The sequence below is a fragment of the Alkalibacterium sp. 20 genome (genome assembly GCF_001885615.1).
Classification (GTDB): Bacteria; Bacillota; Bacilli; order Lactobacillales; family Carnobacteriaceae_A; genus Alkalibacterium.
The window spans coordinates 38459-54118 of sequence record NZ_LSRN01000017.1 but is presented as its reverse complement, the minus strand read 5'-3'; the positions used below and the strand labels follow the sequence as shown (position 1 = coordinate 54118).

The following is a 15660-nucleotide window of genomic DNA, read 5'->3' as shown; positions in this document are numbered from 1 at the left end:
GTATTAATTTATATCAGTACATACTATATGAAAAAGAAACATTTTGAAAGAATTGATGAACTAGATAGTCAAAAAAAGGAACTCTATAATAAAATCCCTACTGATAAGGTCCGTACTTTAGATAAAATGATGATTACGGGTCAATCGAAGGAAGTAGCAGATGCAGTAATAACTGACATTGAGAACATTGAAGGAAAGAATCTTCAAACGATTGAGTCTCATTTGTTTGAAGCGGAACAATCCACTGATCGATATCGCTTTAATCAATCGACCAAGAGCGAAAAAAAAGTAGTTGAATTAATAAAAGAGTCTGAGAATAGCTTAGCAAAAACATCTCAAAATTTAGATGAGCTTTTACAAAGAGAACAGGCAAACCTAAGGAAAATTGAAACGATAAAAAAACGTTACCATAAAGTTAGAAAAGAATTGTTAGCTAAAAGCTTTACATTTGGTGAATCTATTAATAGTCTTGAAGAAAAATTGGGAGTGATGGAAAATTTATTCACTTCTTTCTCAGACTTAACCGCTTCAGGAGATCACGAAGAAGCGAAAAAAGTTGTTAGTCAGTTGGAAACACGCTTAACCGAAATGGAAACAATGATATTATCTATTCCCAAACTTAATGATAAAATAGAAAATAATTACGAGAAACAACTGGAAGAAATCGAAGAAGGTCATAAAAAACTAATTACTCAAGAGTACAATTTTCCTGAATCAGTTGAAATGGAAGAACGAATCACTCTTCTCGCTGGGAAAATCACCCATTTAAAGAAATTGTTATCTAAGCTTAAACTGGAAGCCATTGAATCTGAACAAGAAATCGTTGAACATTTAATTGATGAATTATACAGTACAATGGAAAAAGAAATTAATGCTAAACATGCTACTGAAACGCTCTCTAGGAAATTGCCGAAGATTATGTACTATGTTACTAATCAAAGCAAGGAATTGAGTTTGGAACTGGACCGCATAGGTCAAAGTTATCATCTTTATCAAGAAGAACATGAAACGTATCTGGAACTGAATAAGGTTGTGAAAGAACAGAAACAACTTGTCTCTGACGTTACAGCTCAAGTTGGTAAAAATGATATAGCTTACTCAGATGCAGAAACGTTGTTGATCCAAGCGTTTGATCGATTTGAGAACCTTTCACAGTCATACAGTGCTCTGTCTGAAAGCTTGTACTCATATAGAGAAAAGGAAAAAGAAATCAAAAATGACCTAGAGGATATGGAGCAGTCCTTGAGAGAAATGAAAAGATATATACAAGCAAAAAATCTCCCAGGACTTCCAGATAATTATTTAGATATATTTTTCTATACCACTGATCATTTGGAACAACTCTCGGTAGAGTTAGCGAGACCGAAATTAGATTTTAAAGAAGTAACGAAGCTTCACGCGCAGTGTGATGAGGATATCGAGCATTTAGCGGATGAAACAGAGAAAATAGTAGACAATGCGCTACTCACTGAATTAACTAGTCAACGCTTGTACCGTTATAAAGAGGAATATCCAGGTGTGATTGAAACAATCAAATACAGTGAAGCGTTATTTTTAGATGAATATGACTATGAAACGTCACTTAAAATGGTAAGAGAAAAACTGGAATCAATAGAAGCAGGAGCTTTTGAAGAAGTTAAAGCAATTTACAATAAAGAAAAAAACTACGCATAAATCATACGTATAGACTCTTAGACCGAATGGAAAGGTATCGGCTAAGAGTCTTTTTCGAGAACTCTAGTAGAATGGAAAGACCACTGGAGGCTTGAGGCGTTGAATGATTTTGTTACAATGGATAAAGTTTGACTAAAACAAGTATTTAGAAGAGGTGCCAGATGATTTATTTTGATAATGCCGCTACGACAAAGACAGATTCGACAATACTAAGTACTTACCAATCAGTCAGCGAAAACTATTTTGGTAATCCGTCGAGTTTACATCAGTTGGGTGAGCGATCTCAGCAGCTTTTATCTCAATCTAAAAAGCAAATTGCTCATATAATGAATATAAGTGAAGGCGAAATATATTTTACCAGTGGCGGTACTGAAGGTGATAACCTGGCTATAAAAGGTACTGCTATTGAAAAAATGGATTATGGTCGTCATGTTATCACAGCCTCGACTGAGCATCCTGCAGTAATCAAAAGTTTGGAGCAACTTGAAACTTTAGGATGGGACGTTACTTATCTTCCGGTTGATAAAGAAGGAAAAATTGATATTGATGAACTGAAAAATGCTATCACAAAAGAAACGGTTTTGGTCTCTTTAATGGCAGTGAACAGTGAAACGGGTAGTCTGCAGCCTTTAAAAGAAGTGGGTGAGCTACTCGAACACTATCCGTCTATCCATTTCCATGTGGATGCGGTGCAAGCTATTGGTAAAATAGACTTGAATTTGAACGACTCAAGGATCGATATGGCCGTTTTTTCAGGACACAAGTTTCATGCGCCTAAAGGAACAGGTTTCATTTACGTAAAAGCAGGTAGACAACTTGCTCCTTTGATGAGCGGTGGAGGGCAAGAGCATAGCCTGAGGAGCGGTACTGAGAATGTTCCAGGAAGCGTTGCTTTGGCCAAGGCATTAAGATTGCTGATGGAAAAAAAGACACATAATAAAGTTGAATTAGTAAAGATGAAAAATCTGATTATAAATTATTTGTCAACACTTGATAAAGTCACGGTATTTACGCCAAAAGAAAGTGCTCCTCATATCATTTGTTTTGGAATAAAGAACATTCGAGGAGAAGTAGTGGTTCACGCATTAGAAAGAGAAGATATTTATACGTCAACTACAAGTGCTTGTTCAAGTAAGAAAAAAGATAAAATTCATTCTGTCGCAGAAATGGGTTACACAAAAAGCGAAGCAGAATCTGCTGTGCGTATTAGCCTGAGCTATCTAAACACTGAACAAGAGGTAGATGTTTTTAAGAAAGCATTCAACGAGATACATTCACAATTGAAATTGATTGAATAAAGGGGTAATGATTTGGAAATCACAGAATTAATGATAAGATACGGGGAACTATCCACTAAAGGTAAAAATAAGAAATACTTTATAAAAAAATTAAATAAACATTTAAGAAGTGAGTTGGTAAGATATAATGACTTGAAAATCACCTTTAATCGTGATCGTATGCATGTGAAATTAAATGGTGAAGATGCTGAGTCAGTGATTGAAAAGATGCATGACGTATTCGGTATTCAATCCTTTTCACCAGTTATAAGAGTTGAAAGATCGGTCGATGCAGCTAAGGATGCGGTCATAGAATTAATGAAAAGTCATTACAGTCCGGGTATGTCTTTCAAAATCAATACGAAACGAGCAGATCATTCATTTGAATTTGACACCCATGAAATTAATCGCATGCTTGGTACAGCAGTAGAAGATGCTTTCGATGATATTCATGTTCAAATGAAGAATCCTACTGTAGCTGCAAGAATTGAAGTGAGAGAACGTGGAATATATATTTCAATCGATACACTTCAGGGCTTAGGCGGTCTGCCAGTCGGTTCGTCTGGGAAGGGTATGCTTATGCTGTCAGGTGGTATAGATTCTCCTGTAGCAGGTTATTTGGCTCTCAGACGGGGTATGGAGATTGAAGCTGTTCATTTTCATAGCCCTCCGTATACTAGCCCGCAGGCATTAAAAAAGGCAAAGGATCTAACAGCCAAATTAGCTCGTTTTGCTGGAGAAATCACATTTATTGAGGTCCCTTTTACAGAAATTCAAGAGCAGATAAAAAAAGTGATACCAGAAGAATACTCTATGACGATCACAAGAAGAATGATGTTCAGGTTGACTGACGAAATAAGAATACAACGTCACGGATTAGCAATTGTTAATGGAGAGTCTCTGGGTCAGGTCGCATCACAGACGCTTGAAAGTATGCTGGCGATCAATGCAGTGACGAGCACACCGGTATTGCGTCCTTTGATTACTACGGATAAGAATGATATTATAGATACCGCCAAGCAAATTGACACCTTTGAATTAGCTATTCAGCCTTTTGAAGATTGTTGCACTATTTTTGCTTCAAGCACTCCAAAGACTAAACCGAAATTGAAAAAAATTCAAGATTTTGAGAATATGTTGAACGTTTCGGAGTTAATGACTAATGCTTTGAACGGGATAAAGATCGAACAAATTAATACAGAAACAAATGAGAATAAGAAATCAGAAAAAACATTTGCTGATTTATTATGATGTTTAATTTGCAAATCCTCTTTCGAAACAGTTACACTGAGTGTATAATATACGAAAGAAGGGGAAATTATGGACGTAGCATTAAAAGGTGAGAAATTCCAAACGAACGGACCAATTCCAGAAATGGGAGATAACGCTCCTTCCTTTAACCTTAAGAATCTAAAGAACGAGGATGTAAAACTTTCAGACTTTGAAGGAGAAGTTGTTATCTTGAGTACTTTTCCTGATATAGTAACAAGTACATGTGCACGACAAACAGATACTTTTAACGAAAAGGCAAAAAACTTAAGCAATACGACCGTTCTATCTATTTCAACAAATACCGTTGAACAGCAATCAGAATGGGGTCAGTCAAAAGAAGTTGAAACCATATTGTTACACGATGGCGAACGAACTTTTGCAAAAGAATATGGCTTATATATTAAAAGATTAGATAAAATAGCGCATGCTGTATTTGTTTTAAACAGACACGGACAAATTGTCCATAGAGAAATAGTAAAAGAAATGTCAGGCGATCCGCACTTTGAAGAAGCTTTATCTGCTGCAAGACATGAAGAGGCAGAATTAAGTTAAATAACTAAATAGAATAAGCAATGATCATGAGTAGTATTGATTATGATAATCTCAGAGAATGGGTGTCTGCTGGAAATCCCTGATTAGTCTAATTAAGAAGTAGCATGAAAGCTGATATAGTGAAGAGAAGTAGCTATAGCTGGACTAACAGGCCATTATTTCTGTTATTAAGAGATCATTATTCAATTATGTAATGATAATTTAGGTGGTACCGCGAAGCATTCGTCCTATAGTTTTAGGATGAGTGCTTTTTTTTATGAAAAAAAGGAGTGAAACTAAATGGAAAAAGCAAAAGATATGTCAAAAAAATATGAACCTTTAAAAGTAGAAGAAGGAAGATACGAGCAGTGGGTAAAAGAGGATTTATTCAAACCGAATGAAACAGGAATTGAACCTTACTCTGTGGTCATTCCACCGCCTAACGTTACGGGTAAATTGCATTTGGGTCATGCTTGGGATACGACATTACAAGACATCATCATTCGTCAAAAAAGAATGCAAGGGCATGACACGTTATGGTTACCCGGCATGGATCATGCGGGGATCGCCACCCAAGCTAAAGTCGAAGAAAAACTAGCGCAGGATTCTATCTCGAAATATGACCTAGGTAGAGAAAAATTCATAGAAAAAGTTTGGGAATGGAAAGAGGAATATGCAGGTAACATTCGGACTCAATGGTCAAAAGTAGGCATCTCGGTTGACTATTCCAGAGAACGATTTACTCTAGATGAAGGACTCAATGACGCGGTAAACAAAGTATTTGTTGATCTGTATAAAAAAGGTCTGATTTATCGTGGCGAATATATTATTAATTGGGATCCTAAAGCTCAAACTGCGCTCTCTGATATCGAAGTGGATCATAAAGATGTGAATGGCGCGTTTTACCATATCAAATACCCAATCATTGGTACTGAGGAGACAGTAGAAATCGCCACAACTCGTCCAGAGACAATGCTCGGGGATACAGCAATCGCTGTCCACCCTGACGATGAAAGATACCAGCATTTGATTGGCAAAAAAGTTTTATTGCCTATCGTAGAACGTGAATTAACTGTTATTGCGGATGATTATGTAGACGCAGAGTTCGGGACGGGTGTGGTTAAGATCACTCCAGCCCATGATCCTAATGATTTTGAAATCGGTAAGCGTCATGATTTAGAGCAAGTGAATGTCATGAGTACTGATGGCTCAATGAATGAATTAGCTGGAAAATACGAAGGTATGGATCGGTTTGAAGCGAGAAAAGCTTTAGTTAAAGATTTGAAAGATCAAGGGTATCTTATAAAAATTGAAGAGATGATCCACAGTGTCGGACACTCAGAACGTACTGGCGTTATCGTCGAACCGAGATTGTCAACGCAATGGTTTGTTAAAATGCAGCCCCTAGCTGAACGTGCGCTAGAAAACCAATTAACTGAAGATAAAGTGGAGTTTGTACCTGAACGATTCGAAAAAACGTTTAATAACTGGATGGAAAATGTACACGATTGGGTAATTTCCAGACAGCTTTGGTGGGGACACCGTATTCCCGCTTGGTATCATAAAGAAACTGGCGAGATATATGTAGGAGAAGCAGCTCCTGAAGACAGTGAGAACTGGGAGCAGGACAATGACGTGCTTGACACGTGGTTCAGTTCAGCTCTCTGGCCTTTCTCCACTATGGGCTGGCCGAACGAAGATGAAGAGGATTTCAAAAAATATTTCCCGACAAGCACTTTAGTAACTGGATATGACATCATATTCTTCTGGGTCAGTCGCATGATTTTCCAAAGTTTAGAATTTACCGGGAAAGCGCCATTTAAAAATGTATTGATTCATGGTCTTATTCGTGATGAACAAGGCAGAAAAATGAGTAAATCATTAGGCAATGGTATCGACCCAATGGAAGTGATCGATCAATATGGTGCGGACGCCTTAAGGTGGTTCTTATCAAATGGTTCAGCTCCTGGACATGATGTTCGTTTTAGCTATGAAAAAATGGATGCTTCCTGGAATTTCATCAATAAAATATGGAATGCCAGTCGTTATGTCATCATGAATTTAGAGGATTTCTCATACTCTGATAGGGACATGTCAGGAGAGAAATCCATTGCAGATAAATGGATTTTAGCCCGGTTAAATGAAACAATTAAACAAGTCGCTGAATTGTTTGAAAAATTTGAATTCGGGGAAGCTGGTAGAAGACTATACACCTTTATATGGGATGATTATTGTGACTGGTATATTGAAATGAGTAAAGAGCTGCTCATTCAAGGAACAGACGAACAAAAAGTTACTACGAAGTCTGTCTTGCTTTACGTACTGGATCAAACGTTGCGCTTACTTCATCCGATTATGCCGTTTGTTACAGAAGAAATATGGGAACATATTCCACATGAAGGGCAATCGCTCGTGGTGGCAGAGTATCCTGTAACTTCAAGTGAATTCGAAGATGATGAAGCAATTATCAACATGAAGATGCTTACCGAATTGATTCGTTCTGTCCGTTCTATCAGATTAGAGGCTAATCGTTCGCTATCTAAAAAGATTGATATATTGATAAAAACAAAAAGCGAAAAAGAAAAGATGTTTTTATTGGAAAACCGCTCATTTATCGAAAGATTTTGTAATCCTAATGAGTTGATCATCGATACTGAAGTTGACGTGCCAGGTGAAGTGAAATCAGCAGTTATTTCGGGCGCAGAAGTTTATCTTCCTTTAGCCGGTTTAGTTGATATTGAAGAAGAAATAGAACGACTAGAGCAAGATAAAATGAAGTGGCAAAAAGAAATGGATAGAGTAGAGCAAAAACTCGCAAATGAAAAATTCGTTCAAAATGCACCGGACAAGATTGTAAAAGCTGAAAAAGAAAAAGGGAAAGACTACAAAGAAAAATATGATGCTATAACGAACCAAATCGTAAAACTAAAACAAGTAAAAGAAGATCTAATATGAATTCTATTGTAATATTCGATATGGATGGCTTAATGTTTGATACCGAACCTCTTTACTATAGGGCTAATCAAAAGACTGCGGATGCTCTAAATATTCCCTTCGATTATTCTTTTTATAAGAAATATATCGGCGTAAGCGAATCTGATTTCTTTGAGGCGATGTATAAACAGTTTCCAGAAAAAAAAGTGAATCAGTTTATTGTCGATAGTAAAAAAGATTTGGAAGATATTTTATTTTCTGAGGTACCTCAGTTAAAAATAGGACTTATAGAATTGCTTACCTATTTGAAAGAAGAAGGGTACAAAACTGTTGTAGCCTCTAGTTCAGAAAGGAAGATAGTAGACAAATTATTACGACTAACAGATCTACACATATATTTTGATGATTTTATAGGGGGAGATGAGGTTGCTAAATCTAAACCTCATCCTGAAATATTCCAAAAAGCAGTTCAATTAGTTGGGGATGAAGCATCAGAGATATTAGTTCTGGAAGACTCTTTAAATGGTATACGAGCGGCCTGTTCAGCTGGATATAAAGTCATTATGGTTCCCGACTTAATTCATCCGACTGAAGAGGCAAAAGTTAAAACATTAGATATTTGTGAGGATTTGGAAGAAGTTTTAATGAAAATAAAAAGTGAGAAAATAATTTAATGGGTAATATAAAAAGAAGAGAAGATTAAAATCTTCTCTTCTTTTTATTTAGGAGGGAAATTTATGCTTAATCAAAAATTTGTTGATGTTCCAGAACAGTCACGACCTAGAGAGAGGATGGCAGAATATGGACCTGCTGCCTTAGCTAATCATGAACTACTCGCGATTTTATTGAGAACAGGGACCAAGGACTACAATGTTTTACAGCTTAGCATGCAGGTATTCTCATACTTTGATGATTTATACATGTTTAAAAATGCATCTCTTGAAGAATTACTATCTATACCAGGTATAGGGAAAGCAAAAGCGGTTGAATTACTTGCCTCTATTGAACTTGGTAAACGAATGGCAAAATCGACAGTCCTAAAAGAAGGTGCCATTACTTCAAGTCAATTTGTTGGGAAATTATTAATGGAAGAACTCAAAGGTTTGCAACAAGAACTAGTTGTGGGATTGTTTTTAAATACTAAAAACGAAATAATAAAAAAAGAGACTATATTTAAAGGAAGTTTAAACTCGAGCGTCGCTCATCCTAGGGAGATATTTAAAGCCGCAATCAAATATTCTTCTGCAAGAATCATCATTGCTCACAATCATCCATCGGGAAACCCTGAACCTTCAGAAGCGGATCTGGCATTTACGAAAAGAATGAGTGAAGCTGGAAAGATTGTGGGCATCGAACTTCTTGATCACTTTATCATAGGAGAAGATCGATATGTCAGTTTAAAAGAATGTGGAGCATTGTGATTTATTGATTAATACTATAGTGTAGTACCCAATTGATTTTAATCAATTGGGGTTATTTACTTGCGATATATCTTTTTCCATGGTAGTATTAACGTAGCATTTTGTTAGGGAAAGAACCAAGTAATGTGTAATAACATTCCGATTCGTACCTTTAGCAATAATGTGAAATAATTTGTGCATTTAAGGCACGAGGAGGAAACAGTAATATGGAAAATGGTACAGTAAAATGGTTTAACGCAGAAAAAGGATTTGGATTTATCGAGCGCGAAGGTGCAGAAGATGTATTTGTACATTTCTCAGCTATCAACGAAGAAGGCTTCAAATCATTAGATGAAGGTCAAGCAGTTACTTTCGATATCGAAGAAGGCGCACGCGGACCTCAAGCAGCTAACGTAGAAAAAGCGTAATACTAAACCATTATAATTTTTTTGACCGAGTAGGATTTTATCCTACTCGGTTTTTTAGTACATTTAAATAAGTTCAAGTCACGTTTCAAATATTAAATTTGAAATAAATTGTAAGTTAGCTAGTGCATAATCACTTGGAAAAGGGTACAATTACATATTGTAATGTTAAATTAAAAATACATTAGTGAGTTAGAGATTTGAGAGGAGATTTTTCAGTGTTCTGGTTTAGAAAAAAAGGGGTCGGTATTGATTTGGGTACCGCTAATACAAAAGTGTATATAGAAGGAAAAGGTATTGTTCTAGGCGAACCTTCAGTTGTAGCAAAAGATAAAACAACTAATGAAGTTGTATCAGTTGGTGAAGATGCTCAAAAGATGATTGGTCGAACACCCGGAAGTATTGTTGCTTTACGTCCTATGAAAGATGGTGTTATTGCTGATTTTGATACGACAGCTGCAATGATAGAATATTTCATTACCAAAGCAGTAGGTAGACGAGGGACCAAACCTGAAGTAATTGTATGTGTTCCTGGTGGCGGTACTGAAGTTGAAAAGAGAGCAATCATCGATGCGGCAAAAATGGCCGGTGCAAGAGATGCCTATTTAATAGAGGAACCATTTGCAGCGGCGATTGGTGCAGGTTTACCAGTCAATGAACCGACGGGTAGTATGGTTATTGATATAGGTGGTGGAACCACTGATGTTGCTACAATATCTTTAGGAGGTATTGTAAGTAGTCGTACTATCAAGATGGCTGGTGATCAAATGGATCAATCGATTATTCAGTTTATAAGAAATAAATATAATTTACTCATAGGTGAAAGAACCGCTGAAGCAGTGAAGATGGAATTAGGTAGTGCGTCTATTGAGGCATCAAAAGATATGGGTTCTATGGACATCAGAGGGAGAGATTTGTTAACAGGATTACCAAAAACAATTTCTATTCCAGCTGTCGACGTAGCTGAAGCTATTAAAGAAGTCATAGAAGGAATCCTTGTTGCTGTAAAAGGAACATTAGAAGATACATCTCCAGAGATTTCAGCCGATGTCATCGATCGAGGTATCGTCTTAACGGGCGGTGGAGCAATGTTAAAACATCTCAGCGATGTGATTGCTGAAGAAACGGATGTCCCTGTTTTTGTTGCAAGCAATCCTTTAGACTGCGTAGCAATAGGAACTGGTGAAGCATTAAGTCATTTAGATATTTACAGAAAACAATCTAGATAAATATATTAAACTAGCGGGAAGACGTTCTTCTCGCTAATTTAATGAATGATAACTTATTACTAATTTATTGTTGATAAATAAGCATGATTCACTCATTTTTCAGCTGCATCTACGAACAGTCGATGATCTATGGTAAAATAAGCAAAGTTAAACTATAAGAGGTGTCATAATTGAACCAATTTTTTACAAATAAAAAATTAATCGTATTACTTGTTAGTGTTATTTTATTTGTTTCACTTATTTCATTTTCGACGAGAAATACTGGGAATATACCCTTTGTGCAGCAAGCAACTAATGATATAACTGCAGTACTAGGTAGAGTATATTCAAAACCCGCCAATGCCATCATAAATGTGTTTGCTTCAATTAATGATCTACAAAATACGTATGAAGAAAATCAAAGATTGAAAATTGAAATAGATCGTATCTATGAGCGACAGGCTGAGTTAAACACGCTTAAAGACGAAAACGAGCAATTAGAAGAAGAGCTTGATTTAAAACAATCATTAACAGATTACCGGACTATATCTGGTATAGTCATATCAAGAAATCCAGACAATTGGGTTGACCAGATCGTTGTTGATCGCGGGAGTCAAGATGGCGTAGAAGTTGGCATGCCAGTAATGTCTGGGAATGGATTGATCGGTAGGATTTCAGAAACAAACCCAACGAGTTCAAAAGTTGTTTTATTAACAAATATCGAACAAACATCCAATCAAGTTTCCTCTGAAGTCGTAATGGAAGACGATACGGTTTATGGCTTGATAAGTGATTTTAATAATGAAACTAACCGCTTATTAATGTCTCAAATAACGTCGACTCTGGACATTGAAGAAGGAGAACTTGTGACAACTTCCGGTTTAGGCGGATCTATTCCTAGAGGGTTAGTCATTGGTGAAGTGAATGAAGTATCCATGGATTCACACGGTCTTGCTCAAGAAGTATATGTGACTCCAGCAGCTGATTTTAATAATATTCGATTTGTAACGATTATTCACCGTACAGCTGAGAGTGGTGAAGAGTAATGTCTAATTGGAAGAAAATTATTATACCTATTTTTCTGTTGTTTTTTACATTACTAATCGATGGAGGTCTAACCTATTTATTCCATGATCAATTAAATTCTTCTATAGGCTTAATGGTGCCACGATTAGTTGTTGTCACTCTCATTATGCTGGCTTTTTATTTGGACCCAAAGCAGTTATTTGGTCTTTCACTGACTTTTGGATTCATATACGATAGTTATTACAGTGGAGTTTTAGGTGTATATATTGCTGCTTTTGTTTTAATAACTTATCTGGTCATTCAAATTCGTCAAATTATCAACCCTTATTTCTATGTTATACTATTAGTTAATGTAGTGATCTTAACAATCATGGAATTATTCGTTTTTGGGGTATATAGAGGCATCGGATTATCTGATTTGACACTCCAACTATTTTTAGTTAATCGTTTAGGCGGAACCTTAGTCTTTAATACAGTGGCATTTCTAATTATTGGTTATCCGCTCAGAGAATGGATGAAAGTATTAGTTAATATAGATGAAAAAAAACGGGTAGAAATAAAAAAAGTACCTTAATTAGATAAAAACTAGAGGTGGACAATATGAAGAGTGCTGTATCATTAAAGGGTACAAAAGAAGGTTATCAACTTATTATACAATCTTCAGCTTCTATGCAAGACGTGTATGAAAATCTTAAGACATTGACAGTGCAGTTAAAAAAAGATTCTCAAGCTGGAAGAGAAATAGAATTCCATGTAAAAACTGGTCAGCGAGAGTTGACTGATGATGAAAAAAATGAGATGACTGATATTGTTGAAGATGACTACTTTAAAATTTCTTCATTTGAATCAGATGTCATGTCACTGGATAAATTTATTAAGTGGCATAATCAGACAAGTCCGTCACTAGAAGTCAGAACCGTTAGAAGTGGTCAGATTGTTGAATCTGAGGGTGATATGTTGCTCATTGGTGTTGTTCATCCAGGAGGAACAGTACGTGCCACAGGAAGTATTTTTATAATCGGCGAGTTAAAAGGAATAGCCCATGCAGGTGTTAACGGAAAAGAAAGTGCAGTGGTGGTAGCTAATTTCCGTTATAATGCACAAGTGCGTATCGGAGATAATGTTCACGTCATTGAAAAAAAAGATAAGACTAACGATGAAAACTCTGATATTGTTGAATTTGTACATGTTAATGATTTACATATCATTGAAGTTGCTCCCCTAGAAAAATTGAAAACCATTCGTCCAGAAATAGGTAAACACGCAGGAGGTATTTATAATGGGTAAAGCCATAGTTATTACATCAGGTAAGGGTGGAGTCGGAAAAACAACATCCACCGCAAATATTGGGACAGCTTTAGCCCTCCAAGGTAAAAAAGTTTGTTTAATAGATATGGATATAGGATTAAGAAATTTAGATGTTATTCTTGGTCTGGAAAATCGCATCATCTATGATATTATCGACATAGTAGAAGGAAGAGCAAAATTACATCAAGCACTCATAAAAGATAAACGATTCAATGATCAGTTATTCTTACTTCCGGCTGCGCAACATGCAGATAAAAATGCCATAAACGAAAGCCAAATGATCGAATTAGTGGATGAACTGAGAACTGATTTTGATTATATCTTAATTGATTGTCCTGCCGGCATTGAACAAGGATTTAAAAATTCCATAGCGGCAGCTGATGAAGCTATTTTAGTAACTACACCTGAAATATCAGCAATCAGAGATGCTGATAGAATTATTGGCTTAATTGAACAGACTTCGATCCAGTCGCCACAACTTGTTATCAATCGTATTCGAAAAGGTATGATGGAGGCAGGAGACGTAATGGATATTGAAGAAATCACACGTCATCTTTCTATTAAACTCTTAGGTATTGTCTTTGAGGATGATGAAGTTGTGCGTTCATCCAATAAAGGGAATCCAGTCGTCTTAAATCCGAATCATCCATCTTCGCAGGGTTATAGAAATATTGCAAGAAGAATATTAGGCGATACCGTTCCTTTAATGACCATAAAAGAAGAAAAAGTAAGTATTTGGAAAAAAATATTTGGATTTAAAAAATAATAAAAAATCTATGATGAGAAAATTGTAAGAGACTATCTTATAGAGAGGTTACTTAGGTGATAGTAACTAAAAGATTATTCTCAAAATACATCTCTAAGCTTTAAGCTGAAACTCGAGTAAGCTTGATCAGATGCACCCGTTATCGTTCCAGTGCTTAGTAGTTTGGACCGTGTTGAGGTAACTAGCCGATCATGTTTGTTACGAATAAAGGCGAGACTATGATATTTAAAAGTCCTTTAATCCTCTTTTACAAGGGATTAAAGGACTTTTTTTATGTAAGAACTGCAGTCTAATGTTGGAACCACAAATTTCACGTTTGGGTGAGCCTCCTTCTGCACTGGATCATGATACGGCTAATCGTTTTGGGAAATTACTGATACCGATAATCAAAAGTGAAGTCGGGGTTATAATGATTACACATGATTTAGGATTTGCCGAAAAATTTAGCGATTGAATCATAAATTCTGCCAGTTTTTGTGAAAAATCTTTTATTACTGCATAACAAATCATTCGCTGTGAAATTATTGATTGACTCTAAATGTTTAATTTGGTAAGATAACAATGTTGTAAATGTGTAGCACCACAACTACAACCGCTCGTATATAAGTTTAAAGTAGACTTCTGCTACTTATAACGGCGAGTCTAAGTGCTTAAGAATAAAACTAAACGTTTTATTCATTAATTAAAGGAGGTGCAACAAACATGTACGCAATTATCAAAACAGGTGGAAAACAGTTTAAAATAGAAGAAGGTCAAGATATCTTCGTAGAAAAATTAGACGGAGAAGCTGGCGATTCTGTAATTTTTGACGAAGTTTTGTTTGTTGGAGGAGATAATACTGTAGTAGGTAATCCCTTCATCAAAGGTGCTTCTGTAGAAGGTACGATTGAAAAACAAGGTCGTATGAAGAAAGTGACAACGTTTAAATATCGTCGTCGTAAAGACTCTCATACAAAAAAAGGACATCGTCAACCTTATACAAAAGTTTCTATAACATCAATTAAAACTAACTAATATTTGAGAAAGTGAGACTGAAATGATAGACATTCAATTTCGCCGTGAAGATTCTAATATAATGTCAGTGGAAATGTCTGGACATGCTGAAGCTGGCCCATACGGTTATGACATTGTTTGCGCTGCTGTTTCAGCTTTAAGTATTGGTACTGTAAATAGTTTATCAGAGATTGCTGAAATACCTGTTGAAGTGGTTTCCGCAAATGATTCTGGTGGATATTTAAAATTTACTTTACCTACTGATTTAACTCAAAAACAAATGGAAACTGGTCAGATACTTATGAAAAGTCTTTACTTGTCTTTAAAAAGTACAGAAGAAGAATATAATGAGTATTTGAGAATTAATTCCCTTGATGGGAAATAATGGAGGTGTATTGAATATGTTGAAAATGAATTTACAATTGTTCGCTCATAAAAAAGGTGGCGGTTCAACAACTAACGGCCGTGACTCACAATCAAAACGTTTAGGATCTAAACGCGCTGATGGACAAGCTGTTTCTGGAGGATCTATTTTATACCGTCAAAGGGGAACTAAAATCCATCCGGGTGAAAACGTAGGCCGAGGTGGAGACGACACTTTATTTGCTAAAATTGATGGTGTTGTTCGCTTTGAACGTAAAGGTAAAAACAAAAAGCAAGTATCTGTTTATCCTTTAGCTAACTAATCAAGATAAAAACTGGAATCATAAATCTTTTTAGATTTTGATTCCTTTTTTATATCTAAAAATCTGACACAGTGTCATAATGTTAGGCTAAAATAATTATATTTAAATCTTAAATCTTGTACATACCTTGTGAATAAGTTAAGATAATATAAGTATGCGA

At 35.9% G+C, this 15660-nt stretch carries 17 protein-coding genes and 2 other annotated features; all 17 genes read left to right on the top strand.

Annotated elements, in window-relative coordinates:
* Positions 1–1674 (top strand): septation ring formation regulator EzrA (locus AX762_RS02890; RefSeq protein ID WP_143139268.1); only part of this gene is annotated, 1674 nt, incomplete at its 5' end.
* A gap of 161 nt (positions 1675–1835) precedes the next feature.
* Positions 1836–2972 (top strand): cysteine desulfurase family protein, encoded by a 1137-nt coding sequence (locus AX762_RS02885; RefSeq protein WP_071847662.1) that lies wholly within the window; start codon positions 1836–1838, stop codon positions 2970–2972.
* Between the two features lie 12 nt (positions 2973–2984).
* Entirely contained in the window at positions 2985–4202 is a 1218-nt protein-coding gene (gene thiI, locus AX762_RS02880) for a tRNA uracil 4-sulfurtransferase ThiI (protein ID WP_071847661.1), read from the top strand.
* A gap of 69 nt (positions 4203–4271) precedes the next feature.
* The gene (locus AX762_RS02875; protein WP_071847660.1) at positions 4272–4775 is read left to right on the top strand and encodes a peroxiredoxin; all 504 of its coding nucleotides are present in this window, start codon (positions 4272–4274) and stop codon (positions 4773–4775) included.
* Between the two features lie 11 nt (positions 4776–4786).
* Positions 4787–5008: a binding site (T-box leader), on the top strand.
* A gap of 46 nt (positions 5009–5054) precedes the next feature.
* Positions 5055–7709 carry a valine--tRNA ligase gene (locus AX762_RS02870; protein ID WP_071847659.1) on the top strand — a complete coding sequence of 885 codons (2655 nt, stop codon included), beginning with the start codon at positions 5055–5057 and terminating at the stop codon, positions 7707–7709.
* Positions 7706–8362: an HAD family phosphatase gene (locus tag AX762_RS02865; RefSeq protein ID WP_071847658.1), complete on the top strand. Its 657-nt coding sequence runs from the start codon at positions 7706–7708 to the stop codon at positions 8360–8362. The genes AX762_RS02870 and AX762_RS02865 overlap by 4 nt, the downstream gene beginning before the upstream one ends.
* 63 nt (positions 8363–8425) lie before the next feature.
* Positions 8426–9109: a DNA repair protein RadC gene (gene radC / locus AX762_RS02860; protein ID WP_071847657.1), complete on the top strand. Its 684-nt coding sequence runs from the start codon at positions 8426–8428 to the stop codon at positions 9107–9109.
* Between the two features lie 206 nt (positions 9110–9315).
* The gene (locus AX762_RS02855) at positions 9316–9516 is read left to right on the top strand and encodes a cold-shock protein (RefSeq protein WP_071847656.1); all 201 of its coding nucleotides are present in this window, start codon (positions 9316–9318) and stop codon (positions 9514–9516) included.
* A 215-nt stretch (positions 9517–9731) separates the two neighbouring features.
* Entirely contained in the window at positions 9732–10742 is a 1011-nt protein-coding gene (locus AX762_RS02850; protein ID WP_071847655.1) for a rod shape-determining protein, read from the top strand.
* Between the two features lie 170 nt (positions 10743–10912).
* Positions 10913–11767 (top strand): rod shape-determining protein MreC, encoded by an 855-nt coding sequence (mreC, locus tag AX762_RS02845; RefSeq protein ID WP_071847654.1) that lies wholly within the window; start codon positions 10913–10915, stop codon positions 11765–11767.
* Positions 11767–12321, top strand: a complete 555-nt coding sequence (gene mreD / locus AX762_RS02840) for a rod shape-determining protein MreD (protein ID WP_071847653.1) — start codon at positions 11767–11769, stop codon at positions 12319–12321. Before mreC ends, mreD begins: the two co-directional genes overlap by 1 nt.
* A gap of 26 nt (positions 12322–12347) precedes the next feature.
* The gene (locus AX762_RS02835) at positions 12348–13034 is read left to right on the top strand and encodes a septum site-determining protein MinC (RefSeq protein WP_071847652.1); all 687 of its coding nucleotides are present in this window, start codon (positions 12348–12350) and stop codon (positions 13032–13034) included.
* Positions 13027–13821 (top strand): septum site-determining protein MinD, encoded by a 795-nt coding sequence (gene minD, locus AX762_RS02830; protein WP_071847651.1) that lies wholly within the window; start codon positions 13027–13029, stop codon positions 13819–13821. Before AX762_RS02835 ends, minD begins: the two co-directional genes overlap by 8 nt.
* A gap of 292 nt (positions 13822–14113) precedes the next feature.
* Positions 14114–14275 carry a hypothetical protein gene (locus AX762_RS12710; protein WP_177244024.1) on the top strand — a complete coding sequence of 54 codons (162 nt, stop codon included), beginning with the start codon at positions 14114–14116 and terminating at the stop codon, positions 14273–14275.
* A 126-nt stretch (positions 14276–14401) separates the two neighbouring features.
* Positions 14402–14475 (top strand) — a sequence feature (ribosomal protein L21 leader region).
* Between the two features lie 48 nt (positions 14476–14523).
* Positions 14524–14835, top strand: a complete 312-nt coding sequence (rplU, locus tag AX762_RS02825) for a 50S ribosomal protein L21 (protein ID WP_071847650.1) — start codon at positions 14524–14526, stop codon at positions 14833–14835.
* Between the two features lie 22 nt (positions 14836–14857).
* Positions 14858–15199 (top strand): ribosomal-processing cysteine protease Prp, encoded by a 342-nt coding sequence (locus AX762_RS02820; RefSeq protein ID WP_071847649.1) that lies wholly within the window; start codon positions 14858–14860, stop codon positions 15197–15199.
* A gap of 16 nt (positions 15200–15215) precedes the next feature.
* A complete protein-coding gene (gene rpmA, locus AX762_RS02815; RefSeq protein ID WP_071847648.1) occupies positions 15216–15500 on the top strand; it encodes a 50S ribosomal protein L27 in 285 nt (94 codons plus the stop codon).
* The last annotated feature ends 160 nt before the right edge of the window (positions 15501–15660 follow it).